Here is a 26,281-nt window from a genome sequence, read left to right as displayed (position 1 = left end):
ATTGAGACGTATCGTGCGCAATTTTTCAGAATCGCAAGGTTCTAAGTACAAAACAAGCATATAAGGAAAAGATAGAATGGCTAAGGGGCAATCTTTACAAGATCCGTTCCTGAACGCATTGCGTCGGGAACGTGTTCCAGTTTCTATTTATTTGGTGAATGGTATTAAGCTGCAAGGTCAGATTGAGTCTTTCGATCAGTTCGTGATTCTGTTGAAAAACACGGTCAGCCAGATGGTCTATAAGCACGCTATTTCTACCGTTGTTCCGTCTCGTCCGGTATCTCATCACAGCAATAACGCTGGCGGCGGCACGGGTAGTAACTACCATCATGGCAGCAACGCGCAGGGTTCTTCAACGCCAGCGCAGGACAGCGACGAGACCGAATAAGGTTTCGCACTGTTATCCACACGGGGAGCCAGGGATCCTGCGTTCCCCGCTGATCTTTTTAGAGAGGTTTACGCTTGTTTGACCGTTATGATGCCGGTGAGCAGGCGGTGCTGGTACACATCTATTTTTCGCAAGACAAAGATATGGAAGACCTCCAGGAGTTTGAATCTCTGGTCTCTTCCGCCGGTGTCGAAGCAATGCAGGTGATTACCGGTAGCCGTAAAGCGCCGCACCCAAAGTATTTTGTTGGTGAAGGTAAAGCAGTCGAAATTGCGGATGCCGTAAAAGCAACCGGCGCGTCAGTCGTGTTGTTTGATCATGCGCTGTCTCCAGCCCAGGAGCGCAACCTGGAAGCCCTTTGCGAATGCCGTGTTATCGATCGCACGGGTTTGATTTTAGATATTTTTGCTCAGCGTGCCCGCACCCACGAGGGGAAACTGCAGGTTGAGCTGGCGCAGCTGCGCCATCTGGCAACGCGTCTGGTGCGTGGCTGGACACACCTTGAAAGACAAAAAGGCGGGATTGGTTTGCGCGGCCCGGGTGAAACCCAGCTCGAAACCGACCGTCGTTTGCTGCGTGGCCGAATTACCCAGATCCTCTCGCGTCTGGAACGCGTAGAGAAACAGCGTGAACAGGGGCGTCGGGCGCGTACTAAAGCCGACATCCCGACGGTGTCGCTGGTGGGCTATACCAACGCCGGTAAATCCACCCTGTTTAACCAGATAACCGAGGCCCAGGTTTATGCCGCAGACCAGCTGTTTGCGACCCTGGACCCTACGCTGCGCCGTATTGACGTTGCTGACGTCGGTGAAACGGTGCTGGCGGATACCGTAGGGTTTATTCGCCATCTGCCGCATGACCTGGTGGCGGCGTTTAAGGCCACCCTGCAGGAGACGCGTCAGGCGACGCTGCTGCTGCACGTGATAGATGCGGCAGACGTGCGCGTGCAGGAGAACATCGACGCGGTGAACGTGGTGCTCGAAGAGATTGACGCCCACGAGATCCCAACGCTGTTGGTCATGAACAAGATCGATATGCTGGACGATTTCGAACCGCGTATTGACCGAGATGAAGAAAACAAACCGATTCGGGTCTGGCTTTCTGCCCAGACCGGTATTGGTGTGCCACTGCTTTTCCAGGCTTTGACAGAACGTCTTTCCGGTGAGGTAGCTCAGCACACGCTGCGACTGCCGCCACAGGAAGGCAGGCTGCGCAGCCGGTTTTATCAGCTTCAGGCGATAGAAAAAGAGTGGATGGAGGATGACGGCAGCGTGGGGATGCAGGTGCGTATGCCGATCGTTGACTGGCGTCGCCTCTGTAAACAAGAACCTGCCCTGGTCGACTATATCGTCTGATCAGAAAGGGGATGCCTGAATAATTCGCCCTTGCATAACAAATATGGAGCATATACATGGCGTGGAATCAGCCCGGTAATAACGGACAAGACCGCGACCCGTGGGGAAGCAGCAAACCTGGCGGCAACTCTGAGGGAAATGGCAACAAAGGTGGTCGCGAGCAGGGGCCGCCGGATCTGGATGATATCTTCCGCAAGCTGAGCAAGAAGCTTGGTGGCCTTGGCGGAGGAAAAGGTTCTGGCTCGGGTGGCAATTCCACTCAGACTCCGCGCCCGCCAATGGGAGGCCGCGTTGTAGGTATCGTGGCCGCTGCGGTGGTCATCATCTGGGCAGCCAGCGGGTTCTACACCATTAAAGAAGCGGAACGCGGCGTGGTCACCCGTTTCGGCAAGTTCAGCCATCTGGTTGAGCCGGGCCTGAACTGGAAACCGACCTTCATTGACGACGTGACCGCGGTAAACGTGGAGTCCGTCCGTGAGCTGGCGGCTTCTGGCGTAATGCTGACCTCTGATGAAAACGTGGTGCGCGTCGAGATGAACGTGCAGTACCGCGTGACCGATCCTGAGCGTTATCTGTTTAGCGTGACCAGCGCCGATGACAGCCTGCGTCAGGCGACCGACAGCGCCCTGCGCGGCGTAATCGGTAAATACACCATGGACCGCATCCTGACCGAAGGGCGTACCGTTATTCGTAGCGATACCCAGCGCGAGCTGGAAGAGACTATTCGTCCGTACAACATGGGTATTACCCTGCTGGACGTTAACTTCCAGGCTGCGCGTCCGCCGGAAGAGGTGAAAGCCGCCTTTGACGATGCGATTGCCGCACGTGAAAACGAACAGCAGTACATCCGTGAAGCGGAAGCGTACACCAACGAAGTTCAGCCACGCGCTAACGGCCAGGCGCAGCGTATTCTGGAAGAAGCGCGCGCGTATAAGACGCAGACCATCCTGGAAGCGCAGGGTGAAGTGGCTCGCTTCGCGAAGATCCTGCCGGAATATAAAGCGGCACCGGAAATTACCCGTGAGCGTCTTTACATCGAGACCATGGAAAAAGTGCTGAGCCACACCCGCAAAGTGTTGGTTAACGACAACAAAGGTGGAAACCTGATGGTTCTGCCGCTGGATCAGATGCTGAAAGGCAATGCTGCACCAGCCGCGAAAGGCGACACCAGCGGCGCGAACAACCTGCTGCGTCTGCCGTCTGCCTCAACGGGCAGCGCCAGCACGAACACAACGCCTTCTTCGAACGATGGTGACATTATGGACCAACGCCGTGCTAACGCGCAGCGTAACGACTACCAGCGTCAGGGGGAATAAGGATGCGTAAGTCAGTTATTGCGATCATCGTCATCGTACTGGTCGCGCTTTATACCTCGATCTTTGTGGTGAAAGAGGGCGAGCGTGGAATTAAGTTCCAGTTCAGCAGCGTCGTGCGTGACGGCGACAAACGCCCGGTGATTTACGAGCCGGGCCTGCACTTCAAGGTGCCGTTCATTCAGTCGGTGAAAACGCTTGATGCGCGTATCCAGACCATGGATAACCAGGCCGACCGTTTCGTGACCAAAGAGAAAAAAGACCTGATCGTTGATTCCTATATCAAATGGCGCATCAGCGATTTCAGCCGTTACTTCCTGGCGACGGGCGGCGGTGACGTTTCTCAGGCAGAAGTGCTGCTGAAGCGTAAGTTCTCTGACCGTCTGCGTTCTGAGATTGGTCGTCTGGACGTGAAGGACATCGTGACCGACTCCCGCGGTCGTCTGACTCTGGAAGTGCGCGATGCCCTGAACTCCGGTACAGCGGGCACTGAAGACGAAGTTTCAACGCCGGCAGCAGATGATGCGATTGCCAAAGCGGCTGAACGCGTTCAGGCGGAGACCAACGGTAAAGTGCCGGTGATCAACCCGAACAGTATGGCTGCGCTGGGTATCGAAGTGGTTGACGTGCGTATCAAGCAGATCAACCTGCCGGTAGAAGTGTCCGAGGCGATTTACAACCGTATGCGCGCCGAGCGTGAAGCGGTAGCCCGTCGTCACCGTTCACAGGGCCAGGAAGAGGCTGAGAAGCTGCGCGCCGCAGCGGACTATGAAGTCACCAAGACGCTGGCGGAATCTGAGCGTCAGGGCCGTATCCTGCGCGGTGAAGGCGATGCCGAAGCGGCGAAGCTCTTCGCAGACGCCTTCAGCCAGGATCCTGACTTCTACGCCTTTATCCGTAGCCTGCGCGCTTACGAGAATAGCTTCCAGAGCAACCAGGATGTGATGGTGCTCAGCCCGGACAGCGATTTCTTCCGTTATATGAAGACGCCGACTAACGCTACGCGATAAACTCAGGCTCGTTTGAGTATTCAAACCACCGCTCTCAACGGAGCGGTGGTTTTCTTTTATAAGGAATAAAAATGAATTCAACGATCTGGCTCGCACTGGCCCTCGTCCTGGTGCTGGAAGGTCTCGGACCAATGCTCTATCCGCGCGCCTGGCGTCGAATGATCGCCACGATGAGCCAATTGCCGGATAATATTTTGCGTCGTTTTGGCGGCGGTCTTGTGGTTGCGGGCATCGTGATCTACTACATGTTGAGGAAAACGATTGGCTGATCAAAAAGTAGGCGCAATCGGCGTATTTTGAGGTCAAAAAGTGCTGTATATCTGAAAAAGCGATGGTAGAATCCATTTTTAAGCAAACGGTGATTTTGAAAAAAATGGGTAACAACGTCGTCGTACTGGGCACCCAATGGGGTGACGAAGGTAAAGGGAAGATTGTTGATCTTCTGACTGAACGGGCTAAATATGTTGTACGCTACCAGGGCGGTCACAACGCAGGCCATACTCTCGTAATCAACGGTGAAAAAACCGTCCTCCATCTTATTCCATCAGGCATTCTTCGTGATAACGTCACCAGCATCATCGGTAACGGCGTTGTGCTGTCTCCTGCTGCGCTGATGAAAGAGATGAAAGGTCTGGAAGACCGTGGTATCCCTGTTCGTGAGCGTCTGCTGCTCTCCGAAGCCTGCCCGCTGATCCTGGATTATCACGTGGCGCTGGACGTGGCGCGTGAAAAAGCGCGCGGTGCGAAAGCCATCGGTACCACCGGTCGTGGTATCGGCCCGGCTTACGAAGATAAAGTTGCGCGTCGCGGTCTGCGCGTGGGCGACCTCTTCGACAAAGCCACCTTCGCTGAAAAACTGAAAGAAGTGATGGAATATCACAACTTCCAGCTGGTGAACTTCTACAAAGCTGACGCTGTTGACTACCAGAAAGTGCTGGATGACGTCATGGCGATTGCAGACATTCTGACCGGTATGGTTGTTGATGTGTCCGATCTGCTGGACCAGGCGCGCAAGCGTGGCGATTTCGTCATGTTTGAAGGTGCGCAGGGTACGCTGCTGGACATCGACCACGGTACCTATCCGTACGTGACCTCCTCGAACACCACCGCAGGTGGCGTGGCGACCGGCTCTGGCCTGGGTCCGCGCTATGTGGATTATGTTCTGGGCATCATCAAAGCGTACTCCACTCGCGTGGGTGCGGGTCCATTCCCGACCGAGCTGTTTGATGAAACCGGCGAGTTCCTGTGCAAGCAGGGTAACGAGTTTGGCGCGACCACCGGTCGTCGTCGTCGTACCGGCTGGCTGGATGCGGTTGCCGTGCGTCGTGCTGTGCAGATCAACTCCCTGTCTGGCTTCTGCCTGACCAAGCTGGACGTACTGGACGGCCTGAAAGAAGTAAAAATCTGCGTCGGCTACCGTATGCCAGATGGCCGCGAAGTGACCACCACGCCGCTGGCTGCTGACGACTGGGAAGGCATTGAGCCAATCTACGAAACCATGCCGGGCTGGTCTGAGACCACTTTCGGTGTGAAAGAGCGTAGCGGCCTGCCTCAGGCGGCGCTGGATTACATCAAGCGTATTGAAGAACTGACCGAAGTGCCGATCGATATTATTTCTACCGGCCCGGATCGTACCGAAACGATGATCCTGCGCGACCCGTTCGACGCATAATGATGGTTTCGCCCGGCGGCGCTGCGCTTGCCGGGCCTACAAAACCCATCGTAGGCCGGATAAGCAACGCGCATCCGGCTTTTTTATCCTCCGTTCTCCTTTCAGTTCAAATAAATTAGCCGCTATCTATCTGGCTGGTTTATCATCATTATTGAATATCTCTGCGGTTTGTCCGCGATTTCCCTTTTTCCTGAGGTTGATGTGCAGTTAACAAGTTTCACCGATTACGGCTTACGTGCGCTGATTTACATGGCGTCGTTACCCGATGGGAAGATGACCAGCATCTCTGAAGTCACAGAGGTCTACGGCGTATCCCGTAATCATATGGTCAAAATAATCAATCAACTTAGTCGTGCCGGATACGTTGCTGCCGTCCGCGGGAAGAATGGTGGGATCCGTCTCGGTAAACCGGCGCAGAGTATTCGTGTTGGCGATGTGGTACGTGAACTGGAGCCGCTGTCTCTGGTCAACTGCAGCAGCGAGTTCTGCCACATTACGCCCGCTTGCCGCCTGAAAAAGGCGCTTTCAAAGGCCGTGCAAAGTTTTCTCATGGAGCTGGATAACTACACGCTGGCCGATTTGGTTGAAGAGAATCAACCGCTTTATAAATTATTGCTGGTGGAATGAAGAAAACGTCCACCGGAGCTGACAACGGAGGAACCGACATGTCACATGATCCTTTCCAGGAACGCGAAGCCGAAAAATACGCGAATCCTATTCCCAGCCGCGAGTTCATCATTGAACACTTAACAAAACGCGAAAAACCCGCCAATCGTGAAGAACTTGCCGTTGAATTAAACATTGAAGGTGAAGAGCAAATTGAAGCCCTTCGCCGCCGCCTGCGCGCGATGGAGCGTGACGGGCAGCTGGTCTTTACCCGCCGCCAGTGCTACGCGCTGCCAGAACGCCTCGATCTGCTGAAAGGGACCGTCATTGGTCACCGCGATGGCTTCGGCTTCCTGCGCGTGGAAGGCCGTAAAGACGATCTCTACCTCTCATCTGAACAGATGAAAATGTGCATCCACGGCGACCAGATCCTGGCGCAGCCGCTGGGCGCTGACCGTAAAGGCCGCCGCGAAGCGCGCGTGGTCCGCGTGCTGGTGCCAAAAACCAGCCAGATTGTGGGCCGCTATTTTACCGACGCGGGCGTGGGCTTCGTGGTGCCGGACGACAGCCGTCTGAGCTTCGATATCCTCATCCCGCCTGAAGAGGTAATGGGCGCGCGCATGGGCTTTGTGGTGGTGGTTGAGCTCACCCAGCGCCCAACCCGTCGTACCAAAGCGGTTGGTAAAATTGTGGAAGTCTTAGGCGATAACATGGGTACCGGCATGGCCGTGGATATGGCGCTGCGCACCCATGAGATTCCGTACATCTGGCCGAAAGCGGTAGAAGAGCAGATCGAAAGCCTGCGCGAAGAAGTCCCGGAAGAGTCTAAAGCGGGCCGCGTGGATCTGCGCTCCCTGCCGCTGGTCACGATCGACGGTGAAGACGCCCGCGACTTCGATGACGCCGTTTACTGCGAGAAAAAACGCGGCGGCGGCTGGCGTCTGTGGGTGGCGATTGCAGACGTCAGCTACTACGTTCGTCCACACACCCCGCTGGATAACGAAGCCCGCAGCCGCGGTACGTCGGTCTATTTCCCGTCGCAGGTTGTACCGATGCTGCCGGAAGTGCTGTCTAACGGCCTGTGCTCCCTGAACCCGCAGGTTGACCGCCTCTGTATGGTTTGCGAGATGACCATCTCCAACAAAGGGCGCTTAACCGGCTACAGGTTCTACGAAGCGGTGATGAGCTCGCACGCGCGTCTGACCTACACCAAGGTCTGGCATATGCTGCAGGGCGACCAGGATCTGCGCGAACAGTACGCGCCGCTGGTCAAACACATCGAAGAGCTGCATAACCTTTATAAAACGCTGGAGCAGGCGCGCGAAGAGCGCGGCGGGATCTCGTTCGAGAGCGAAGAAGCGAAGTTTATCTTCAACGCCGAGCGCCGCATCGAGCGTATCGAGCAGACCCAGCGTAACGATGCGCACAAGCTGATTGAAGAGTGTATGATTCTGGCGAATATCTCGGCGGCACGCTTCGTTGAGAAAGCCAAAGAGCCTGCGCTGTTCCGTATTCACGATAAGCCGACCACGGAAGCCATCACGTCGTTCCGCTCCGTGCTGGCCGAGCTGGGCCTTGAGCTGCCTGGCGGCAACAAGCCGGAGCCGCGCGATTACGCCGAACTGCTGGAATCCATAAGCGACCGTCCTGACGCAGAAATGCTGCAGACGATGCTGCTGCGCTCTATGAAGCAGGCGATTTACGATCCGGAAAACCGGGGGCACTTCGGCCTCGCGCTGCAGTCTTACGCCCACTTTACGTCGCCGATCCGTCGTTATCCTGACCTCTCTCTGCACCGTGCGATCAAGTATCTGCTGGCGCAGGAGCAGGGCCATAAAGGGAACACGACCGAAACCGGTGGCTACCACTATTCAATGGACGAGATGCTGCAGCTGGGTCAGCACTGCTCCATGACCGAACGCCGTGCCGATGAAGCCACGCGCGACGTGGCGGACTGGCTGAAGTGTGACTTTATGCTGGATCAGGTGGGTAACGTCTTTAAAGGCGTGATTGCCAGCGTGACCGGCTTTGGTTTCTTCGTGCGTCTGGACGAGTTGTTTATCGACGGTCTGGTGCACGTCTCCAGCCTCGATAACGACTACTACCGCTTCGACCAGGTCGGCCAGCGTCTGATTGGCGAGTCTGGCGGCCAGACCTATCGTCTGGGCGACCGTGTGGAAGTTAAGGTTGAGGCCGTGAATATGGACGACCGTAAAATCGACTTCAGCCTGATCTCCAGCGAGCGCGCGCCGCGTAACGTCGGTAAAACCGAGCGTGAACGGGCGAAAAAAACCGGTAACGGTAAGCCGGGCGGCGGTAAGCGTCGTCAGGCGGGCAAGAAGGTCAACTTCGAGCCGGATAGCGCGTTCCGCGGCGAGAAGAAGCAGAAGCCGAAGGCGGCGAAGAAAGAAGCCCGTTCCGCGAAGAAACCTTCCGCGAAGACACAGAAAATAGCGGCCGCCACCAAAGCGAAGCGCGCGGCGAAGAAAAAGCAGGCGGAGTAATTTTCCCCTCACCCTGACCCTCTCCCCAGTGGGGAGAGGGGTAATATTTATTACGAGAACCATCAATGAGTGAAATGATTTACGGCATCCACGCGGTGCAGGCCCTTCTCGAGCGCGCACCGGAGCGTTTTCAGGAAGTCTTTATTCTGAAAGGGCGTGAAGATAAGCGTCTGATGCCGCTAATCCACGCGCTGGAAGCGCAGGGCGTGGTGATCCAACTGGCAAACCGCCAGTTCCTGGATGAGAAAAGCGACGGTGCGGTGCACCAGGGCATTATTGCCCGCGTGAAGCCGGGTCGTCAGTATCAGGAAAACGATCTGCCGGATCTGATCGCTGAACTGGATAATCCGTTCTTCCTGATCCTCGATGGCGTTACCGATCCGCACAATCTCGGCGCGTGCCTGCGCAGCGCCGATGCGGCGGGCGTGCATGCGGTGATCGTGCCGAAAGATCGCTCTGCGCAGCTGAACGCCACGGCGAAGAAAGTGGCCTGCGGCGCGGCGGAAAACGTTCCGCTGATCCGCGTGACCAACCTGGCGCGCACCATGCGTCTGCTGCAGGAAGAGAACATCTGGATCGTCGGCACTGCCGGTGAAGCGGATCATACCCTGTACCAGAGCAAAATGACCGGCCGTCTGGCGCTGGTGATGGGTGCGGAAGGCGAAGGCATGCGCCGCCTGACGCGCGAGCACTGCGACGAGCTGATTAGCATCCCGATGGCGGGCAGCGTGTCGTCCCTGAACGTGTCCGTTGCAACAGGCATCTGCCTGTTTGAAGCGGTGCGTCAGCGCGGGTAGCCTGTTGTGCCGGGTGGCGGCTTCGCCTTACCCGGCCTACAAAGGCACGGTACCGTAGGCCCGGTAAGCGCAGCGCCACCGGGCATGAACCTCACTCCTCTAACGACCGCAAATGGTCATCCTTCCTCAGCGTCAACAGTGCAACAATGCTCACGACCGCCGTCGCCATCACGTAATACGCCGGAATATCCAGATTGCCCGTCTCTTTAATCAGCCCGGTAATGATCAGCCCCGCACAGCCCGAAAAAATCGCGTTCGATAACGAATAGGCCAGCCCCAGCCCGGTATAGCGCACGCGCGTCGGGAACATTTCGGATAGCATCGCCGGGCCCGGCCCCGCCAGCATGCCCACCAGACCACCCGCAATGAGCACCACAATCGCTTTGACCGCCAGCGTGCTTGACTCCGCCTGCAAAATTTTGAGCAGCGGCAGAGCGAGGATCAGCAGCAGCGCGGTGGCGATAATCATCACCGTGCGGCGCCCGATCCGGTCGCTCAGGATCCCCGAAGGAATGATGGTCAGTGCAAAACCAATATTCGAAATCACCGCAATCAGCAGGGCCTGATTAAACCCCGTGTGCAGCGCCGACTGCAGATAGGTTGGCATAATCACCAGATAGGTATACCCCGCCGCAGACCAGACCATCACGCGCCCAATCCCCATCACGATGGCCCGAAGCGTGGCGGCCGTATCCGCCTGTGCGACAGCCGGTTTATCCTGCTGCTGCACAAAGCTGGGGGTCTCCTCCATGCTGACACGAAGCCACAGCGCAACAACGCCCATCGGCAGCGCCAGGAAGAAAGGAATGCGCCAGCCCCAGTCGTGCAGGGCCTCAGGCGTGAGGAGGGCGGAGAGCAGCGCCACGATGCCTGCCCCCGCTAGCAGCCCCAGCGCCACGGTGAAGGACTGCCACGCGCCATAAAGCCCGCGTTTGCCGCGCGGAGCGAACTCCGTCATCAGCGAGACCGCGCCGCCGTATTCGCCGCCCGCGAACAGCCCCTGCAGGATGCGCAGCAGCGTGATAATGAGCGGCGCGGCAATCCCGATGCTGGCGTAGACCGGCACCATGCCGATGGCGGCCGTCGCGAGCGTCATCAGCACCAGCACGATGATGAGCGTCGGCTTACGGCCTATCCGGTCGCCGATGCGGCCAAACACCACCGCACCCAGCGTGCGGAAGAAAAAGGCGATGGCGAAGGAGGCGTAGGTGAGGATCAGGCTGGTGAGCCCGGCTTCTCCTTCAAGCTGGAAGAAGTTCTTCGCAATCACGGTCGCCAGAAAACCGTAGACCGCAAACTCATACCACTCGATAAAGTTACCAATGGAGCCTGCAATTAATGCTCGCTTGTGCGCATCCGGTTGCATAACGATCCTCACTGAAAGGGGTAAGAATAAATTATTCAACAAAAGCGAAGTCATGAAATAGTTTATTCTTATGTTCTGTGAGCTATTTCACGAATGATATCAGCGGGATCGCGAACGTGTGACTCCCCTCCCATGCAGCGTGCGCGCGGTCTGTCCATACTTATCGTCATTGCCACTGAAGGAGGGAGACAGCATGCACTGGCAGACCCATACCGTTTTCAATCAACCCGCGCCGCTTTCCAACAGCAACCTTTTCCTCTCGGACTGCGCCCTGCGTGACGCGGTTTCCCGCGAGGGGGCCGAGTGGGATGTTGAGCTGCTTGCCAGCATCGGGCAGCAGTTAGGTACCGCGGAATCGCTGGAGCTGGGCAGGCTGGCGAACGTCAATCCGCCGGAGCTGCTACGCTATGACGCCACCGGGGAGCGACTGGATGACGTCCGTTTTCACCCGGCATGGCACCTGCTGATGCAGGGGCTGTGTGCCAACCGCGTACATAACCTGGCGTGGGAAGAGGAGGCGCGTAAAGGGTCGTTTGTCGCGCGGGCTGCACGCTTTGTGCTTCATGCTCAGGTAGAGGCGGGCACGCTTTGCCCAATCACGATGACGTTTGCCGCAACGCCGCTGCTGCAGCAGGCGCTTCCCACGCTCTTTCACAACTGGCTCACGCCGCTGCTCAGCGACCGCTACGATCCTCATCTGGCCCCCGGTGCGCAAAAGCGCGGCCTGCTGATCGGCATGGGGATGACGGAAAAGCAGGGCGGCTCGGACGTGCTGAGCAACACCACCAGAGCGGAAAAATGCGGCGACGGCAGCTACCGGCTGGTGGGGCATAAATGGTTTTTCTCCGTCCCGCAAAGCGATGCGCACCTGGTGCTGGCCCAGGCGAAGGGCGGGCTGTCCTGCTTTTTTGTGCCGCGCTTTTTGCCTGACGGGCAGCGCAACGCCGTCCGGCTGGAGCGCCTGAAGGACAAGCTCGGGAACCGCTCCAACGCCAGCAGCGAGGTGGAGTTTCTTGATGCCGCCGGCTGGCTGCTGGGAGAAGAAGGCGAAGGGGTAAGGCAGATCCTCAAAATGGGCGGGCTGACGCGCTTTGACTGCGCGCTGGGCAGCCACGGGCTGATGCGGCGGGCGCTCTCGGTAGCGCTATACCATGCGCACCAGCGCCAGACCTTCGGTAAAAATCTCATCGATCAGCCGCTCATGCGCGAAGTGCTAAGCCGGATGGCGCTGGTGCTGGAAGGGCAAACGGCGCTGCTGTTCCGCCTGGCCCGGGCGTGGGATAAGCGTGCGGATCCGCATGAGGCCGCCTGGGCGCGGCTGTTTACCCCGGTCGTGAAATTTAGCGTGTGCAAAGCGGGCATTCCGTTTGTGGCAGAAGCGATGGAGGTGCTCGGCGGGGCAGGGTACTGCGAGGAGAGTGAGCTTCCTCGCCTGTATCGCGAGATGCCGGTGAACAGTATCTGGGAAGGATCCGGCAACATCATGTGCCTGGACGTGCTGCGCGTGCTGGCGAAGCAGCCCGGCATTCACGATCTGCTTGCCGACGAGTTTGCGCAGGTGAAAGGGCAGGACAGACATTTCGACCGCAGCTGGCGACAGCTTCAGCAAAAACTGCGTAAGCCGCAGGAGGCTCAGGGGCGGGAGATCGCGCAGCAGCTTTTCTTGCTCGGTACCGGAAGCCAGATGCTACGGCACGCATCGCCTCCGGTGGCGCAGGCGTGGTGCCGCATGATGCTGGACACCCGTGGCGGGACGCTGATGAGCGCGCAGGTGCAAAACGACCTGCTGCTGCGCGCCACTGGCAGAGTCGGCTAGCCTTTTAGCTGGAACAGGCTCACCAGCTGGGTCAGGTGTGAGCCCTTCTCGCGCAGCGTTTGAGCGGTTTGTTCGCTGCGCGAGACGCGATCGGCATTGATATGCGACGCTTCGCCAATATGGGTCATGGCGAGATTCACCTGGCCGATCCCGGCCGACTGCTCGCGTGAGGCATGGTTAATCTCGGTGACCAGCTGGCTGATGTTGTCAATATGAATGATGATCTCATCCATCGCCAGGCGCGTCTTTTCAGACAGCGCATGACCTTCACCCACTTTTCTGAGCGTATCGCCAATCAGCTGTTCAATCTCCTTCACAGCATTCGCGCTGCGTCCTGCCAGGGCGCGAACTTCCTGCGCCACGACCGCAAACCCTTTGCCGTGCTCGCCCGCGCGGGCCGCTTCCACCGCCGCATTCAGCGCCAGAATATTGGTCTGGAACGCGATGGACTCGATCACGCGCGTGATGTCTTCGATGCGTTTTGACGCTTCGCGAATGTCGTCCATGGTCGACACCGCGTGGGTGACCGTCTCACCGCCCTGATGAACCGCGAGCGAGGTTTCCCCCACCAGCTGCTGGGTTTGCTCCATATTGGCGGCATTTTGCTGCACGGTGGCGGCCAGCTGCTCCATGCTGGCGGAGGTCTCTTCCACGCTGCTGGCCTGCTTGTTGATCTGCTCTGAAATCTCGCCAGTGTCGGCGGCCAGCGCGTTGGTGCCCAAATGGATTTCGCCCGCGGCCTCGCGGACCTGCAGGACAATTTGCTGCAGCCCGCCGCCGATGCCGTTAATGGCATCGATCAGCTGGCCGACTTCGTCCTGGCGCGTTACCGGCAGGCTGGAACGAAGATCCCCTGCGGCATATTGCCGGGCAAGGTGGATCACGCTGCGCAGCGGTCGGGTCAGCACGCGGCGAATAATGACCACGAACAGGCCAGCAAACAGGATGGATAAGACCACGCCGGCCAGCAGGAAACGATCGCGCATGGCGGTAACGCTTGAGAGCAGCACCGATTTATCCACTTCGCCGACGATAGTCCAGTTCCAGCCTGGCAGCGGCGTATAGGCCATTTTCAGCGTGCGCCCGTCGTCGCTTATGCGTTCCAGCGTGCCGGGTTTGTCGCCCAGTAGCTGCTGCTGCGTCGCGCTGTCCCACTTCGGCAGCTTGCCCTCTTCGCTCGCATGGAAAAGGTATTGCCCGCGCGTTTTGCCGCTGCTGCGATCCAGCACGAAGAAGTGACCGCTTTCGCCCAGGCGGCGGTTGAGGATTTTCTCGCGCATGACGTTCCAGGAGTGGGTGATGTCCACCCCGACAAAGACGATCGCAATGACCTGTCCTTCGGCGTTTTTCACGGGCTGGTACTGGGTGATGTAGCGCTTGCCAAACAGCAGCGCCAGGCCGCGGTAGACTTCACCTTTGTTGACGGCGGCAAAGGCCGGGCTTGCGGCATCCAGTACGGTTCCCATGGCGCGGTCGCCGTTCTCTTTGCGCAGGGAGGTGGCGACGCGGACAAAGTCGTTACCGCTGCGAACAAACAGCGTGGAGATTGCTCCCGTACGATTCAGGAAGTCATCAGAAAAAGTCGTGTTTTCATGCAGTTCAGTGTCGCCCCCTTTCAGCAGCGGAACGGTGAGCCCGTTTATGGTCCGGGTCTGCTGAGTATCGACGCTAAACGGCTGGGGCAGAAATGTCGTAAACAGCCGGGTATAGCTTTCGACTTCCTCGCTCAGGCTGGTATTAAACATCTGCACCATGTCGACCATGCCGGTGGACTGATTATGCAGGTCTTCGACCGCGAGGGCTTCAAGCTGCTGGCTGGCTTTTTGACCGAGCAGAAAGGTGAAAAGCAGAAACAGCGTGGCGACACTGACGCCCGTCAGCAGAGACAGCTTCGCCCCCAGGCCTGCACGGCGGAAAACGTTGATCATAAATTGCTCATCATTGAAAAGGTATGGTTCTTCAACGGCAGAGCAGGGATTACGTTTACCATTTTAATGTAACAAAGTGTTATTTAATTGTTTTAGATTGGTTTTATATAGGATAAAAAATTTGCAAAAGCGAAAAGCCACTAAAAATAAGTGGCTTTTATCAGGAGGCGTATTACACGTAGAGAATAGCCTGTACCCGCCAGTGGTCGATGTGGTTATCTTCCTGCATCTGAATGATGCGATACCATGAAGCACCCTGCTCATCGGCCTTTAATGCCACGAGGCGTTCAACGTCTTGCGGGCTCCCCGAGATATTGTTCACGGAGATCTGGCCGATTTCATTCAGGCCAGTCACACAGTCAGCACTGGCGAATTCTGCTGACTGCGCGGTGGTGCTCACCAGGCCTGCTGAGAGCAACAGAGAGGTCAAAGCAAGAGTTCGTTTCATCGTCAGCTCCATTTCACATATCTCCGGTATCCGCCGGGCAATCCTTCGCGAATAAACTCCCTTCCATTGACGCGGGCATGGAGTTTATTGTGGACAGGAAAATGTCTATGGACGCAAAGCAGTGTAAATCTCGTTCAAAGGAAAACCATTATTTACGGTACAAAATGGCCTGTGAATACCACTGTCCCGTTATGATGGTTTCGTCGATCATAATGATGACGTAATAATCTGCTTTGGCGGCGACGGCTTGTGCTTTGATTGCCGCTTCTGCGTCATCCGGGGAGCCGCGAACCAGCGCGGAGACGGTGCCCATTCGTTGTAATCCTTCCGTCTGATTACGACGAATCTCCTGTGGATGATCGGCGACCGGTGGAGTGGGTTGCGGCGTTCCCTGCAGCGCGCTACAGCCACTGAGCAGAAACACCAGCACTAGAGCAGCAAACCTGCGCATAACCATATCTCGTTTCCTGATAGCCATAGTGTAGTTGTCTGTGAATTTAGTTTTGGGGGAATGTTCCCGAAGTGTTATCTGGGACGTATATTTCGAATGAAAATGATGTGAAAGCGTAACCCAGTTCTCAACATTATGAATCATACATTCGTACAGGGTCGACAATGATTGAAATTGAAATACGCCACCTCGGCGACCATGAAATTTTACACGCTATGCCAGCGGGTAAACGCGATAAACCGCTGCCTGTTGTGGTTTTTTATCATGGGTTTACCTCATCGAAGCTGGTTTACAGTTATTTTGCGGTCGCGCTGGCGCAGGCGGGTTTTCGCGTGGTGATGCCCGATGCGCCTGACCACGGCGGGCGCTTTATGGGTAATGAGCAGGCGCGCCTTGGGCAGTTCTGGCACATTTTGCACGGCAGCCTGACCGAGTTTGCCGGACTGCGCGACGCGCTTTATGAGGCTGGGCTGGTGGCCGACAATCGTCTGGCGGTTGCCGGGGCATCGATGGGCGGTATGACGGCGCTGGGGATCATGACGCATCACCCTGAAGTGACGTCGGTCGCCTGCCTGATGGGCTCGGGCTACTTTACGTCGCTGGCGCAGACGCTTTTCCCGCCGCAGGATTTAACGGAAATCACCGCGATGCTGGCAGAGTGGGACGTGTCCCGGGCATTGCCGCGCGTGGCCGATCGCCCGCTGCTGCTGTGGCACGGTGACGCGGATGACGTGGTTCCGCCGGAGGGAACCTTTCGTCTGCAGCAGGCGTTAATGAATGAAGGTCTGGACGGTAATCTGACCTGTCTGTGGGAGCCGGGCGTTCGCCACCGCATTACGCCAACGGCGCTGGACGCCACGGTGGCGTTTTTCCGCCAGCACCTTTAAACGCGAAGGACCTTCACGCCCTGATCTTCCAGCTTCTGGAGGATCTCAGGGTTGGCCCCTTTACCGGTGATCACCATGTCGATCTGTTCGGCACGGCTGAATAACATCCCTGCGCGCTCGCCCACTTTGCTGCTGTCGACCAGCACAACGAGCTTGCCCACGACGTTGAGCATGTTTTGCTCCGCCATTGCGGTCAGCATATCGGTTTTATACAGGCCGTCCGCCGTCAGGCCTTTGCCGCTGGTAAACATCCAGTGCCCGGCATAGAGACTGTTTTCGCTATCCTGCGGGCTAAGGGTGATTGACTGGCTTTTGTTGTACTGCCCACCCATGATCACGACGCTCTCGTGCTCCTGATCGATCAGATAGTTGGCCAGCGGTAAATAGTTGGTGATGATCTGCACCGGCTTGCCGCACATTTCACGGCCCAGCAGAAAGGCGGTGGAGCCGCAGTTAATGACCACGCTCTCACCGGGATTCACCAGCTGCGACGCGGCTCTGGCGATCCGCACTTTTTCATCATGATTCTGCGCCTGATGAATATTCATCGGCGTCCAGCGGGGGCGCTGCTGGCTAATCGCTTCCGCGCCGTTGCGGACCTTTTTCAGCTTGCCGCTTTCATCCAGCTTGTTGATGTCTCGCCGCGCGGTGGCGGGGGAGATCCCTAAACGTTCGATCGCTTTCTCGACGGTGATAAACCCGGTTTGCGCCAGGAGTTCGAGGAGAATTTGATGCCGTTGCGCTTCCGTCATGAGCTATTCCGATAAGAATTGATTTAAAAAGATGATATTTGAAATAGCCTGAAATTACTAAAAGAAATATGGCATCGCCAGACATGACGTCTGGCGATGTGGCTGCTCAATCAGAGGAAGGACTTGAACGGCAGGTCTGGCTCAATGGTGAAGCAATCGTCGAAACCACGTGGATAGTGATATTCCAGATTATCTTTGTCCAGTGGCCAGGTGAACTTGCCGCCGACCTGCCAGATGAACGGCTTGAAGCCATACTTCAGGCGATCTTTTTTCATCTCCCACAGCACGCGGATCTCCTGCGGATCGGCCTGGAAGTTTGACCAGATATCGTGGTGGAACGGAATCACGACCTTGGTGTTCAGCGCTTCGGCCATACGCAGCATATCGGCGCTGGTCATTTTGTCGGTTATGCCGCGCGGGTTCTCGCCATACGACCCGAGCGCCACGTCGATCTGGTGTTCGTTACCGTGCTTCGCATAGTAGTTCGAGTAGTGGGAGTCACCGCTGTGGTATAGGGAACCGCCAGGGGTTTTAAACAGGTAGTTCACCGCACGCTCGTCCATGCCGTCCGGCAGCACGCCTGCAGCCTTCCGATCGGCCGGCAGCGTAATCAGCGCGGTACGGTCAAAGGCATCCAGCGCGTGGATTTCAATGTCTTTGATTTTCACCACGTCGCCAGGCTTCATCACGATGCAGCGCTCTTTTGGCACACCCCAGCCAATCCAGAGATCCACGCAGGTCTGAGGTCCGATAAACGGCACGTCGTCCGCACAGTTTTGCATCACCGCTGCCGCCACGTTCACGTCGATGTGATCGTTGTGATCGTGAGTGGAAAGCACGGCGTCGATCTGGCGAATGGCAAACGGATCGAGCACAAACGGCGTGGTACGCAGGTTCGGCTGCAGTTTTTCCACGCCCGCCATGCGCTGCATCTGATGGCCTTTTTTCATCAGCGGGTTGCCGTGGCTCTGCTTGCCGGTACCGCACCAGAAATCGACGCAGATATTGGCACCGCCCTCAGATTTCAGCCAGATACCGGTACAGCCCAGCCACCACATTGCAAACGTGCCAGGAGCAACCTGTTCCTGCTCGATCTCTTCATTCAGCCAGCTGCCCCACTCCGGGAAGGTGCTCAGAATCCATGATTCACGGGTGATGGTGTTCACTTTACTCATCGTTTTGACTCCTGGGTTTAATCAAAAGTAATCACATGGTGATTTGTTGTGATTAACTCTGGCACCATTTGATGGGCTTTGCAATGACAAAAGTGCGTAATTTTAACTGCCTGACATCACAGATCCTTCGTTTTATTCTTGTTAGACTATCCTCTAACAATCATTAATTGCATGAATTATAAAGAGTAATTCATTTTTTATGTGCGGTATTGAAAATCATTACTAACACCATGGAAATAATTTGCGTGATGCGTCACAAATAATCAAATTCAATCTTGTGGTGATTATTTGTGATTACTAGAGTGATGGCACCAACCACACAGGGATTGCCCCTCGTGTTCTCATTTCTGGAGAGAGTTATGGAGATCCTCTACAACGTCTTTACCGTGTTCTTTAATCAGGTAATGACCAACGCCCCGCTGCTGCTGGGTATCGTGACGTGCCTGGGTTACATCCTGTTGCGTAAAAGCGTCAGCGTGATCATCAAAGGTACGATTAAGACCATTATCGGTTTTATGCTGTTGCAGGCAGGCTCAGGTATTCTGACCAGCACGTTTAAGCCGGTTGTCGCCAAAATGGCGGAAGTTTACGGCATAAATGGGGCGATTTCTGACACTTACGCCTCTATGATGGCAACGATTGACCGCATGGGTGACGCCTACAGTTGGGTGGGGTACGCGGTTCTGCTCGCCCTGGCGCTGAATATTATCTACGTGCTGCTGCGCCGCATTACCGGCATTCGCACCATCATGCTCACCGGGCACATCATGTTCCAGCAGGCGGGGCTGATCGCGGTTTCTCTCTATATCTTCGGCTACCCCATGTGGACCACGGTTATTTGCACCGCGGTGCTGGTCTCGCTCTACTGGGGCATTACCTCCAACATGATGTACAAGCCAACCCAGGAAGTGACCGACGGCTGTGGCTTCTCCATCGGCCACCAGCAGCAGTTTGCTTCCTGGATTGCCTATAAAGTTGCGCCGTACCTGGGCAAAAAAGAGGAGAGCGTTGAAGACCTTAAGATGCCCGGCTGGCTGAATATCTTCCATGACAACATCGTCTCAACCGCCATTGTCATGACTATCTTCTTCGGCGCTATTCTGCTCTCCTTCGGCATTGACGTTGTTCAGGCGATGGCAGGCAAAACGCACTGGACGGTGTATATCCTGCAGACCGGCTTCTCCTTTGCAGTAGCTATTTTCATCATCACTCAGGGCGTGCGCATGTTCGTCGCCGAACTCTCTGAAGCCTTCAACGGTATCTCCCAACGCCTGATCCCCGGTGCCGTGCTGGCGATTGACTGTGCCGCTATCTACAGCTTTGCGCCAAACGCCGTCGTCTGGGGCTTTATGTGGGGCACCATCGGTCAGCTGATTGCGGTGGGCATCCTGGTCGGCTGCGGCTCCTCCATCCTGATTATTCCTGGCTTTATCCCGATGTTCTTCTCCAACGCCACCATCGGCGTCTTTGCTAACCACTTCGGCGGCTGGCGCGCAGCGCTCAAGATCTGCCTGGTGATGGGCATGGTGGAAATCTTCGGTTGCGTGTGGGCGGTCAAGCTCACCGGCATGAGCGCCTGGATGGGCATGGCGGACTGGTCAATTCTGGCACCGCCGATGATGCAGGGCTTTGCCTCCGTCGGGCTGGTCTTTATGGCCGTCATCATCCTGATTGCTCTGGCTTATATGTTCTTCGCTGGCCGTTCGCTGCGAGCTGAAGAAGATGCGGAAAAACAAACAGCAGAAGTGTCTGCTCATTAAGGAGTTTCGATTATGACCGTACGTATCCTGGCTGTGTGTGGCAATGGGCAAGGCAGCTCCATGATCATGAAGATGAAAGTGGACCAGTTTTTAACCCAGTCCAACATCGACCACACGGTAAACAGCTGCGCAGTGGGTGAATACAAAAGTGAACTGAACGGCGCGGATATCATCATCGCCTCTACCCATATCGCCGGTGAAATCAGCGTGTCGGGCAATAAATATGTGGTAGGCGTGCGCAACATGCTGTCGCCTGCGGATTTCGGGCCAAAACTGCTGGAAGTGATCAAAGAGCACTTCCCACAAGACGTGAAGTAAGGACGCCACATGAAACTACGTGATTCGCTGGCAGAAAATAACTCCATCCTTTTACAGGCTGAGGCCAGCACCTGGCAGGAAGCGGTGAAGCTGAGCGTGGATCTGCTGGTTAAGGCTGACGTTGTCGAGCCGCGTTACTACCAGGCCATTCTGGATGGTGTGGCGCAGCACGGCCCTTACTTTGTGATTGCCCCGGGGCTGGCTATGCCGCACGGGCGTCCTGAAGAGGGGGTGAAGAAAACCGGCTTTGCGCTGGTGACGCTGAAAACGCCGCTGGTGTTTAACCACGAAGATAACGATCCGGTCGATATTCTGATCACCATGGCCGCCGTGGATGCGAACACCCACCAGGAGGTGGGCATCATGCAGATCGTCAATCTGTTTGATGATGAAGCCAATTTCGACCGTTTACGCGCCTGCCGTACCGAGCAGGACGTGCTGGATTTAATCGATCACGCCACTGCGGCGGCTGTTTAAGAGGGAATTGAAATGTCATTACCAATGTTGCAGGTCGCGCTGGATAACCAAACGTTGTCCCACGCTTACGAAACCACCCGCCTGATCGCGGAAGAAGTCGATATCATTGAAGTGGGCACCATTCTGTGCGTTGGCGAGGGCGTGCGTGCCGTTCGCGACCTGAAGGCGCTCTATCCGCACAAAATCGTGCTGGCAGATGCCAAAATCGCCGACGCGGGCAAAATCCTCTCCCGCATGTGCTTCGAAGCCAACGCCGACTGGGTCACCGTGATCTGCTGTGCGGATATCAACACCGCCAAAGGCGCGCTGGACGTGGCAAAAGAGTTTAACGGCGACGTGCAGATTGAGCTGACCGGTTTCTGGACCTGGGAGCAGGCTCAGGAGTGGCGCGATGCGGGCATTCAGCAGGTGGTGTATCACCGCAGCCGCGACGCGCAGGCCGCAGGCGTGGCGTGGGGCGAGGCGGATATCAGCGCGATCAAGCGTCTGGCCGATATGGGCTTCAAAGTCACCGTGACCGGTGGCCTGGCGCTGGAAGATCTGCCGCTGTTCCAGGGTATTCCCATTCACGTCTTTATCGCCGGTCGCAGCATTCGTGATGCCGCGTCTCCGGTGGAAGCGGCGCGTCAGTTCAAACGTTCAATCGCTCAGCTTTGGGGCTAAGGAGCGGGTATGTTGTCAAAACAGGTCCCGCTTGGCATCTATGAAAAGGCACTCCCTGCGGGGGAGTGCTGGCTGGAGCGGTTACGGCTGGCAAAACAGCTGGGTTTCGATTTTGTCGAAATGTCCGTGGATGAGACGGACGAGCGTCTCTCTCGCCTCGACTGGAGCCGCGAGCAGCGCCTGGCGCTGGTGAGCGCCATTGCCGAAACGGGCGTGCGCGTGCCGTCCATGTGCCTCAGCGCCCACCGCCGTTTTCCGCTCGGCAGCGAAGACGATGCCGTGCGTGCGCAGGGGCTGGAGATCATGCGTAAAGCCATCTGCTTTGCGCAGGATGTCGGTATCCGCGTGATTCAGCTGGCGGGGTATGACGTTTACTATCAGGACGCCAACGATGAAACGCGCCGTCGTTTCCGTGACGGTCTGAAAGAGAGCGTCGAGATGGCAAGCCGCGCGCAGGTCACGCTGGCGATGGAGATCATGGACTACCCGTTGATGAACTCCATCAGCAAGGCGCTGGGCTACGCGCACTATCTGAACAACCCGTGGTTCCAGCTTTATCCCGATATCGGCAACCTGTCGGCATGGGATAACGACGTGCAGATGGAGCTGCAGGCGGGCGTGGGGCATATCGTGGCGGTGCACGTCAAAGATACCCGTCCTGGCGTGTTTAAAAACGTACCGTTCGGCACCGGGGTGGTGGATTTCGAACGGTGCTTCGAGACGCTCAGGCAGACTGGCTATTGCGGGCCGTACCTGATTGAGATGTGGAGCGAGACGTCGGACGACCCGGCTGCGGAAGTGGCCAGGGCGCGGGACTGGGTGCGCGAGCGTATGGCGCGGGCAGGTTTGCTGGAGGCTGAACATGCTTAAGCTTAAACAGCAGGTCTTTGAAGCCAACATGGATCTGCCGCGCTATGGGCTGGTGACCTTCACCTGGGGTAACGTCAGCGCGATTGACCGTGAACGCGGCGTCATCGTCATCAAGCCCAGCGGGGTGGCGTATGAGACCATGAAGGTCGACGATATGGTTGTCGTGGACCTCGAAGGAAACGTTGTAGAGGGGCAGTGGCGTCCTTCTTCGGATACCGCCACCCATCTGGCGCTTTACCGACGCTATCCGTCCCTTGGCGGCGTGGTGCATACCCACTCAACCCATGCCACCGCCTGGGCGCAGGCGGGCCTGTCCATCCCCGCGCTGGGCACGACCCACGCGGACTACTTCTTTGGCGATATCCCCTGCACGCGCGCATTAACGCAGGAGGAAGTAGAAGGCGAGTACGAGCTCAACACCGGAAAGGTGATTATCGAGACGCTGGGAGAATGTGAACCGCTGCACACGCCGGGTATTGTGGTCTATCAGCACGGTCCGTTCTCCTGGGGAAAAGATGCTCACGATGCCGTCCATAATGCGGTCGTCATGGAGGAAGTGGCCCGCATGGCGTGGATTGCCCGCGGCATCAACCCACAGATTCAGGGTATTGATAACTACCTGATGAACAAGCATTTCATGCGCAAGCACGGCCCGAATGCCTACTACGGGCAGAAGTGAATAAGTGCTCTGGAATACCGAAAACAGTTGTAACCGGTGGTATTCCGGAGCCATTCACAAAAAAAAGCCCCCGGGCAGGGGGCAACGTCAACTATGGCTATGTTCTCGTTGTTGGCTTTCCTGGTGCTAGCGTTATCGGTAAATATCTGCACTGGCGTGCATATTGCCGTTGCTGCCGGGCTCACGGATTAACATCACGTGATAATAGGTTGCGCCCTGTGCATCGGTTTCTTTGTTTAGTGCCTGATCTGCTTCACTTTCCGTGGCGAAATTATGATTGATGTAAATGACGCCCAAGCTTTGCACATCATCCATGTTTCTGGCCTGTCGGCCGTCTATCTTGATGGCTGCCATCGCGTTTGCACTGAGCAAAAGCGCCGCCATTATGGCTAATGCGATTTTTTTCATGATATGCGCTCCACGACTGCGTGCGGTGTGAGGGGGGATGCTCCTCCTTTTATTCAGGTGATCTCTGATTAAAGTGTAATCACTCATCCGGTGGGGATGCGTGACCATTTCTGATGCAGTTGTTCAAAAAAACAACGCTTCCAGATGTGACCAATTTTAAATCACCCACTTAGACCCGCTTCGCGGTTTGTGCGAATTATTTGTGCAATCAGCTTGAGTTTCCAGGGGCGCGCAAGTATTATGACGCGTCAATTTTTCAGCCGACCTTTAACACGTTCCTTGCCTCCCCGGGCCTCGGCTGACCCAGACAGGAGGCTGAATAATCCGTAAGGAGCAATTCGATGCGTCATTACGAAATCGTTTTTATGGTCCATCCTGACCAGAGCGAACAGGTTCCGGGTATGATCGAGCGTTACTCTGCTGCCATCACTGGTGCAGAAGGTACGATCCACCGTCTGGAAGACTGGGGCCGCCGTCAGCTGGCTTACCCGATCAACAAACTGCACAAAGCACACTACGTTCTGATGAACGTTGAAGCGCCGCAGGAAGTGATCGATGAGCTGGAAACTACCTTCCGCTTCAACGATGCCGTTATCCGCAGCATGGTTATGCGTACCAAAAACGCAGTTACCGAAGCATCTCCGATGGTTAAAGCGAAAGACGAGCGCCGTGAGCGTCGCGATGATTTCGCAAACGAAACCGCAGATGATTCTGATGCTGGGGATTCTGAAGAGTAATTTCTGATGACCAACCGTCTGGCGTTGTCCGGCATCGTATGCAGGGCTCCCCTTCGAAAGGTCAGTCCATCAGGAATTCCGCATTGCCAGTTCGTGCTTGAGCATCGTTCTGTGCAAGAGGAAGCCGGGTTTCACCGGCAGGCGTGGTGCCAAATGCCCGTTATTATTAGCGGTCACGAAAACCAGGCCATTACTCACAGTTTAACGGTCGGTAGCGCAGTAATCGTTCAGGGGTTCATCTCTTGCCACAAGGCAAAGAACGGCCTGAGCAAAATGGTTCTGCATGCCGAGCAGATTGATTTGATAGATTCTGGAGACTAGCCATATGGCACGTTATTTCCGTCGTCGCAAGTTCTGCCGTTTCACCGCGGAAGGCGTTCAAGAGATCGACTATAAAGATATCGCAACGCTGAAAAACTACATCACCGAAAGCGGTAAGATTGTCCCAAGCCGTATCACCGGTACTCGTGCAAAATACCAGCGTCAGCTGGCTCGCGCTATCAAACGCGCTCGCTACCTGTCCCTGCTGCCGTACACTGATCGTCATCAGTAATCGGGCACGGTCCATTAATACGACTTTAAGAGGATAAGGTAATGCAAGTTATTCTGCTTGATAAAGTAGCAAACCTGGGCAGCCTGGGTGATCAGGTTAACGTTAAAGCGGGTTACGCACGTAACTTCCTGGTTCCACAGGGTAAAGCTGTTCCAGCTACCAAGAAAAACGTAGAGTTTTTCGAAGCACGTCGCGCTGAACTGGAAGCCAAACTGGCTGACGTTCTGGCGGCTGCTAACGCTCGCGCTGAAGCAATCAACGCACTGGGCACCGTTACCATCGCGTCCAAATCTGGCGACGAAGGTAAACTGTTCGGTTCCATCGGTACCCGCGATATCGCTGATGCAGTAACTGCTGCAGGCGTTAAAGTGGCTAAGAGCGAAGTTCGTCTGCCGAACGGCGTTCTGCGTACCACTGGTGAGCACGAAGTTGACTTCCAGGTTCACAGCGAAGTGTTCGCTAAACTGGTTGTTAACGTTGTAGCTGAGTAATTTTTTACTCTGCTCACGTTGAAACGCCGGCCTTGTGCCGGCGTTTTGCTTTTTATCGATCCGGAAGCTTAACGCGCCCTGATGAAACTGCCGTCCGGCTGACGGGTAAACAGCACCTGCTGTCCATTCCCGGTATCAATCGTTAACCCCGTCACCACACCGCTGGCATTCTGGCGAATCTGTACCATCTGACCATTTTGCAGGTTACTGAGCGGCTTACCCGCACCTTCCACTTTCGCCATGGCATACACGTCGGTGGGCGGCAGGTTGTGATCGCGGAACAGCTGTGCCAGGGTTTTGCCCGGCTCTACGCGATAGGAACGCCACTGTTGCTCAATGCCGGTGGGCTGTTGCGCCTGAGGCTGAGAGGGGGCAGCGGCCTGATCCTGCGGCTGCTCATCCTGAATGGGTTCTGGCTCAACCGGCGCCACCTGACCCGGATCGTTAGACGGGGTGACAAGCTGCGTCTGCATCGGCTGGGCGTCAGGCTGCGGCCGCGTCTGCGACTGAATGTCCAGTTGGGCATTGCGGGAGACGGGGGCGGTATCGACATCGTCGCCCCCGGAAGGAAGCAGGAAGCCCACGATCACCATCAGCGCGCCAATGATGATCCCTCTGCGATGCAGAGGAGGCAGCGGGTCCATGATGCGAAAATTGTCCGGCGCCTGCCAGATTTTCGCCAGGGTAGGTTTCAGTTCAAATCGCCCGGGCATGGCACTCCTCCTGCTCCGCGTATTTTTTATCCTGTGCCCCGAAGTATAGTTTGCTAACTGCCTGAACGGCGTAGTAAACCCGACATCCGTGACATCAGTTCGGGATTAATCCTGGTTATCTCTATTGTTTCTGTTTCGTCGCGG

At 56.4% G+C, this 26,281-nt stretch carries 29 protein-coding genes; 21 read left to right on the top strand and 8 right to left on the bottom strand.

Going from position 1 to position 26,281, the window contains the following annotated elements:
* The first annotated feature begins 76 nt into the window (after positions 1–76).
* The 9 genes from hfq to rlmB all read left to right on the top strand — a co-directional run bounded on the left by hfq (position 77) and on the right by rlmB (position 9,645).
* Positions 77–388, top strand: coding sequence for an RNA chaperone Hfq (hfq, locus tag ACJBF3_RS15450; RefSeq protein WP_008502919.1), 312 nt, complete (start codon positions 77–79; stop codon positions 386–388).
* Between the two features lie 74 nt (positions 389–462).
* Positions 463–1,743: a ribosome rescue GTPase HflX gene (gene hflX / locus ACJBF3_RS15445; RefSeq protein ID WP_023310136.1), complete on the top strand. Its 1,281-nt coding sequence runs from the start codon at positions 463–465 to the stop codon at positions 1,741–1,743.
* 56 nt (positions 1,744–1,799) lie between these two features.
* Positions 1,800–3,059, top strand: a complete 1,260-nt coding sequence (gene hflK, locus ACJBF3_RS15440) for an FtsH protease activity modulator HflK (protein ID WP_045329889.1) — start codon at positions 1,800–1,802, stop codon at positions 3,057–3,059.
* 2 nt (positions 3,060–3,061) lie between these two features.
* Positions 3,062–4,066: a protease modulator HflC gene (gene hflC, locus ACJBF3_RS15435; RefSeq protein WP_023334250.1), complete on the top strand. Its 1,005-nt coding sequence runs from the start codon at positions 3,062–3,064 to the stop codon at positions 4,064–4,066.
* 71 nt (positions 4,067–4,137) lie between these two features.
* Entirely contained in the window at positions 4,138–4,335 is a 198-nt protein-coding gene (locus ACJBF3_RS15430) for a DUF2065 domain-containing protein (protein ID WP_003855996.1), read from the top strand.
* 104 nt (positions 4,336–4,439) lie between these two features.
* Positions 4,440–5,738: an adenylosuccinate synthase gene (locus ACJBF3_RS15425; RefSeq protein WP_024907332.1), complete on the top strand. Its 1,299-nt coding sequence runs from the start codon at positions 4,440–4,442 to the stop codon at positions 5,736–5,738.
* 201 nt (positions 5,739–5,939) lie between these two features.
* Positions 5,940–6,365 carry a nitric oxide-sensing transcriptional repressor NsrR gene (gene nsrR / locus ACJBF3_RS15420; protein ID WP_023310139.1) on the top strand — a complete coding sequence of 142 codons (426 nt, stop codon included), beginning with the start codon at positions 5,940–5,942 and terminating at the stop codon, positions 6,363–6,365.
* A gap of 38 nt (positions 6,366–6,403) precedes the next feature.
* On the top strand, positions 6,404–8,848 hold the full coding sequence (gene rnr / locus ACJBF3_RS15415) for a ribonuclease R (protein ID WP_045329887.1): 2,445 nt from the start codon (positions 6,404–6,406) through the stop codon (positions 8,846–8,848).
* A 65-nt stretch (positions 8,849–8,913) separates the two neighbouring features.
* Entirely contained in the window at positions 8,914–9,645 is a 732-nt protein-coding gene (rlmB, locus tag ACJBF3_RS15410; RefSeq protein WP_028016444.1) for a 23S rRNA (guanosine(2251)-2'-O)-methyltransferase RlmB, read from the top strand.
* A 91-nt stretch (positions 9,646–9,736) separates the two neighbouring features.
* Here rlmB and ACJBF3_RS15405 read toward each other — a convergent pair whose 3' ends face one another.
* The gene (locus tag ACJBF3_RS15405) at positions 9,737–11,011 is read right to left on the bottom strand and encodes an MFS transporter (protein WP_045329885.1); all 1,275 of its coding nucleotides are present in this window, start codon (positions 11,009–11,011) and stop codon (positions 9,737–9,739) included.
* A gap of 193 nt (positions 11,012–11,204) precedes the next feature.
* On the opposite strand from ACJBF3_RS15405, the gene ACJBF3_RS15400 reads away from it, so the two are divergent.
* Positions 11,205–12,827: an isovaleryl-CoA dehydrogenase gene (locus ACJBF3_RS15400; protein ID WP_045329883.1), complete on the top strand. Its 1,623-nt coding sequence runs from the start codon at positions 11,205–11,207 to the stop codon at positions 12,825–12,827.
* Here the strand turns inward: ACJBF3_RS15400 and ACJBF3_RS15395 are convergent.
* The 3 genes from ACJBF3_RS15395 to bsmA form a co-directional block, all read right to left on the bottom strand.
* Positions 12,824–14,755, bottom strand: a complete 1,932-nt coding sequence (locus ACJBF3_RS15395; RefSeq protein WP_045329881.1) for a methyl-accepting chemotaxis protein — start codon at positions 14,753–14,755, stop codon at positions 12,824–12,826. The genes ACJBF3_RS15400 and ACJBF3_RS15395 overlap by 4 nt on opposite strands.
* Before the next feature lie 172 nt (positions 14,756–14,927).
* Positions 14,928–15,215, bottom strand: a complete 288-nt coding sequence (gene yjfN, locus ACJBF3_RS15390) for a DUF1471 family protease activator YjfN (RefSeq protein WP_045329878.1) — start codon at positions 15,213–15,215, stop codon at positions 14,928–14,930.
* A gap of 136 nt (positions 15,216–15,351) precedes the next feature.
* Entirely contained in the window at positions 15,352–15,681 is a 330-nt protein-coding gene (gene bsmA, locus ACJBF3_RS15385; RefSeq protein WP_045329876.1) for a biofilm peroxide resistance protein BsmA, read from the bottom strand.
* Positions 15,682–15,818: 137 nt separating this feature from the next.
* Here bsmA and yjfP point away from each other — a divergent pair, with 137 nt between their 5' ends.
* Positions 15,819–16,541 carry an esterase gene (yjfP, locus tag ACJBF3_RS15380; protein WP_045329874.1) on the top strand — a complete coding sequence of 241 codons (723 nt, stop codon included), beginning with the start codon at positions 15,819–15,821 and terminating at the stop codon, positions 16,539–16,541.
* Here yjfP and ulaR read toward each other — a convergent pair.
* Together ulaR and ulaG are read right to left on the bottom strand one after the other, a co-directional pair.
* The gene (gene ulaR / locus ACJBF3_RS15375) at positions 16,538–17,293 is read right to left on the bottom strand and encodes an HTH-type transcriptional regulator UlaR (protein WP_032643819.1); all 756 of its coding nucleotides are present in this window, start codon (positions 17,291–17,293) and stop codon (positions 16,538–16,540) included. The genes yjfP and ulaR overlap by 4 nt on opposite strands.
* A gap of 110 nt (positions 17,294–17,403) precedes the next feature.
* Positions 17,404–18,468: an L-ascorbate 6-phosphate lactonase gene (gene ulaG, locus ACJBF3_RS15370; protein WP_032643820.1), complete on the bottom strand. Its 1,065-nt coding sequence runs from the start codon at positions 18,466–18,468 to the stop codon at positions 17,404–17,406.
* Positions 18,469–18,827: 359 nt separating this feature from the next.
* Here ulaG and ulaA point away from each other — a divergent pair, with 359 nt between their 5' ends.
* Genes ulaA through ACJBF3_RS15340 form a run of 6 tightly spaced genes read left to right on the top strand, consistent with a single transcriptional unit; the run spans position 18,828 to position 23,235 of the window.
* Positions 18,828–20,228, top strand: a complete 1,401-nt coding sequence (gene ulaA / locus ACJBF3_RS15365; protein ID WP_045329871.1) for a PTS ascorbate transporter subunit IIC — start codon at positions 18,828–18,830, stop codon at positions 20,226–20,228.
* A gap of 12 nt (positions 20,229–20,240) precedes the next feature.
* Positions 20,241–20,546: a PTS ascorbate transporter subunit IIB gene (ulaB, locus tag ACJBF3_RS15360; protein ID WP_003856022.1), complete on the top strand. Its 306-nt coding sequence runs from the start codon at positions 20,241–20,243 to the stop codon at positions 20,544–20,546.
* A 9-nt stretch (positions 20,547–20,555) separates the two neighbouring features.
* The gene (gene ulaC, locus ACJBF3_RS15355; RefSeq protein WP_032643822.1) at positions 20,556–21,023 is read left to right on the top strand and encodes a PTS ascorbate transporter subunit IIA; all 468 of its coding nucleotides are present in this window, start codon (positions 20,556–20,558) and stop codon (positions 21,021–21,023) included.
* 12 nt (positions 21,024–21,035) lie between these two features.
* Positions 21,036–21,686, top strand: coding sequence for a 3-keto-L-gulonate-6-phosphate decarboxylase UlaD (ulaD, locus tag ACJBF3_RS15350; protein ID WP_023334265.1), 651 nt, complete (start codon positions 21,036–21,038; stop codon positions 21,684–21,686).
* 9 nt (positions 21,687–21,695) lie between these two features.
* Positions 21,696–22,556 carry an L-ribulose-5-phosphate 3-epimerase gene (locus ACJBF3_RS15345; protein ID WP_045329868.1) on the top strand — a complete coding sequence of 287 codons (861 nt, stop codon included), beginning with the start codon at positions 21,696–21,698 and terminating at the stop codon, positions 22,554–22,556.
* A complete protein-coding gene (locus tag ACJBF3_RS15340; protein ID WP_045329865.1) occupies positions 22,549–23,235 on the top strand; it encodes an L-ribulose-5-phosphate 4-epimerase in 687 nt (228 codons plus the stop codon). Before ACJBF3_RS15345 ends, ACJBF3_RS15340 begins: the two co-directional genes overlap by 8 nt.
* A 132-nt stretch (positions 23,236–23,367) precedes the next feature.
* On the opposite strand, the gene yjfY is transcribed toward ACJBF3_RS15340, so the two are convergent.
* A complete protein-coding gene (yjfY, locus tag ACJBF3_RS15335; protein ID WP_045329864.1) occupies positions 23,368–23,643 on the bottom strand; it encodes a DUF1471 family protein YjfY in 276 nt (91 codons plus the stop codon).
* Positions 23,644–23,984: 341 nt separating this feature from the next.
* Between yjfY and rpsF the strand changes: the two genes are divergently transcribed.
* From rpsF to rplI, 4 genes are read left to right on the top strand one after another with little or no spacing between them, the layout of a single operon-like run.
* Positions 23,985–24,380, top strand: coding sequence for a 30S ribosomal protein S6 (gene rpsF / locus ACJBF3_RS15330; RefSeq protein WP_014068637.1), 396 nt, complete (start codon positions 23,985–23,987; stop codon positions 24,378–24,380).
* 6 nt (positions 24,381–24,386) lie between these two features.
* Positions 24,387–24,701, top strand: coding sequence for a primosomal replication protein N (gene priB, locus ACJBF3_RS15325; protein ID WP_008502895.1), 315 nt, complete (start codon positions 24,387–24,389; stop codon positions 24,699–24,701).
* Between the two features lie 4 nt (positions 24,702–24,705).
* Positions 24,706–24,933: a 30S ribosomal protein S18 gene (rpsR, locus tag ACJBF3_RS15320; protein WP_000135199.1), complete on the top strand. Its 228-nt coding sequence runs from the start codon at positions 24,706–24,708 to the stop codon at positions 24,931–24,933.
* 41 nt (positions 24,934–24,974) lie between these two features.
* Positions 24,975–25,424, top strand: a complete 450-nt coding sequence (rplI, locus tag ACJBF3_RS15315) for a 50S ribosomal protein L9 (protein WP_024907318.1) — start codon at positions 24,975–24,977, stop codon at positions 25,422–25,424.
* Between the two features lie 68 nt (positions 25,425–25,492).
* Here the strand turns inward: rplI and ACJBF3_RS15310 are convergent, their stop codons facing one another.
* The gene (locus tag ACJBF3_RS15310; protein ID WP_045329859.1) at positions 25,493–26,137 is read right to left on the bottom strand and encodes an OapA family protein; all 645 of its coding nucleotides are present in this window, start codon (positions 26,135–26,137) and stop codon (positions 25,493–25,495) included.
* Positions 26,138–26,281 lie beyond the last annotated feature (144 nt).

This window comes from Enterobacter sp. PP-008-ECC_S150 (assembly GCF_045257065.1).
Classification (GTDB): Bacteria; Pseudomonadota; Gammaproteobacteria; order Enterobacterales; family Enterobacteriaceae; genus Enterobacter; species Enterobacter chengduensis.
This window is presented reverse-complemented; position numbering and strand designations above follow the sequence as displayed.

What these genes read in the sequence shown, in the direction of transcription:
- yjfP (WP_045329874.1), top strand. Translation starts at nt 15,819, where the DNA reads ATGATTGAAATTGAAATACGCCACCTCGGCGACCATGAAATTTTACAC.
- rplI (WP_024907318.1), top strand. Translation starts at nt 24,975, where the DNA reads ATGCAAGTTATTCTGCTTGATAAAGTAGCAAACCTGGGCAGCCTGGGT.
- ACJBF3_RS15425 (WP_024907332.1), top strand. Translation starts at nt 4,440, where the DNA reads ATGGGTAACAACGTCGTCGTACTGGGCACCCAATGGGGTGACGAAGGT.
- rlmB (WP_028016444.1), top strand. Translation starts at nt 8,914, where the DNA reads ATGAGTGAAATGATTTACGGCATCCACGCGGTGCAGGCCCTTCTCGAG.
- ACJBF3_RS15430 (WP_003855996.1), top strand. Translation starts at nt 4,138, where the DNA reads ATGAATTCAACGATCTGGCTCGCACTGGCCCTCGTCCTGGTGCTGGAA.
- ACJBF3_RS15400 (WP_045329883.1), top strand. Translation starts at nt 11,205, where the DNA reads ATGCACTGGCAGACCCATACCGTTTTCAATCAACCCGCGCCGCTTTCC.
- ulaD (WP_023334265.1), top strand. Translation starts at nt 21,036, where the DNA reads ATGTCATTACCAATGTTGCAGGTCGCGCTGGATAACCAAACGTTGTCC.
- priB (WP_008502895.1), top strand. Translation starts at nt 24,387, where the DNA reads ATGACCAACCGTCTGGCGTTGTCCGGCATCGTATGCAGGGCTCCCCTT.
- ulaB (WP_003856022.1), top strand. Translation starts at nt 20,241, where the DNA reads ATGACCGTACGTATCCTGGCTGTGTGTGGCAATGGGCAAGGCAGCTCC.
- ulaC (WP_032643822.1), top strand. Translation starts at nt 20,556, where the DNA reads ATGAAACTACGTGATTCGCTGGCAGAAAATAACTCCATCCTTTTACAG.
- yjfY (WP_045329864.1), bottom strand. Translation starts at nt 23,643, where the DNA reads ATGAAAAAAATCGCATTAGCCATAATGGCGGCGCTTTTGCTCAGTGCA.
- ACJBF3_RS15345 (WP_045329868.1), top strand. Translation starts at nt 21,696, where the DNA reads ATGTTGTCAAAACAGGTCCCGCTTGGCATCTATGAAAAGGCACTCCCT.
- rnr (WP_045329887.1), top strand. Translation starts at nt 6,404, where the DNA reads ATGTCACATGATCCTTTCCAGGAACGCGAAGCCGAAAAATACGCGAAT.
- hfq (WP_008502919.1), top strand. Translation starts at nt 77, where the DNA reads ATGGCTAAGGGGCAATCTTTACAAGATCCGTTCCTGAACGCATTGCGT.
- ulaA (WP_045329871.1), top strand. Translation starts at nt 18,828, where the DNA reads ATGGAGATCCTCTACAACGTCTTTACCGTGTTCTTTAATCAGGTAATG.
- ulaR (WP_032643819.1), bottom strand. Translation starts at nt 17,293, where the DNA reads ATGACGGAAGCGCAACGGCATCAAATTCTCCTCGAACTCCTGGCGCAA.
- bsmA (WP_045329876.1), bottom strand. Translation starts at nt 15,681, where the DNA reads ATGGCTATCAGGAAACGAGATATGGTTATGCGCAGGTTTGCTGCTCTA.
- ACJBF3_RS15405 (WP_045329885.1), bottom strand. Translation starts at nt 11,011, where the DNA reads ATGCAACCGGATGCGCACAAGCGAGCATTAATTGCAGGCTCCATTGGT.
- hflK (WP_045329889.1), top strand. Translation starts at nt 1,800, where the DNA reads ATGGCGTGGAATCAGCCCGGTAATAACGGACAAGACCGCGACCCGTGG.
- ACJBF3_RS15395 (WP_045329881.1), bottom strand. Translation starts at nt 14,755, where the DNA reads ATGATCAACGTTTTCCGCCGTGCAGGCCTGGGGGCGAAGCTGTCTCTG.
- rpsF (WP_014068637.1), top strand. Translation starts at nt 23,985, where the DNA reads ATGCGTCATTACGAAATCGTTTTTATGGTCCATCCTGACCAGAGCGAA.
- ACJBF3_RS15310 (WP_045329859.1), bottom strand. Translation starts at nt 26,137, where the DNA reads ATGCCCGGGCGATTTGAACTGAAACCTACCCTGGCGAAAATCTGGCAG.
- ACJBF3_RS15340 (WP_045329865.1), top strand. Translation starts at nt 22,549, where the DNA reads ATGCTTAAGCTTAAACAGCAGGTCTTTGAAGCCAACATGGATCTGCCG.
- rpsR (WP_000135199.1), top strand. Translation starts at nt 24,706, where the DNA reads ATGGCACGTTATTTCCGTCGTCGCAAGTTCTGCCGTTTCACCGCGGAA.
- hflC (WP_023334250.1), top strand. Translation starts at nt 3,062, where the DNA reads ATGCGTAAGTCAGTTATTGCGATCATCGTCATCGTACTGGTCGCGCTT.
- ulaG (WP_032643820.1), bottom strand. Translation starts at nt 18,468, where the DNA reads ATGAGTAAAGTGAACACCATCACCCGTGAATCATGGATTCTGAGCACC.
- yjfN (WP_045329878.1), bottom strand. Translation starts at nt 15,215, where the DNA reads ATGGAGCTGACGATGAAACGAACTCTTGCTTTGACCTCTCTGTTGCTC.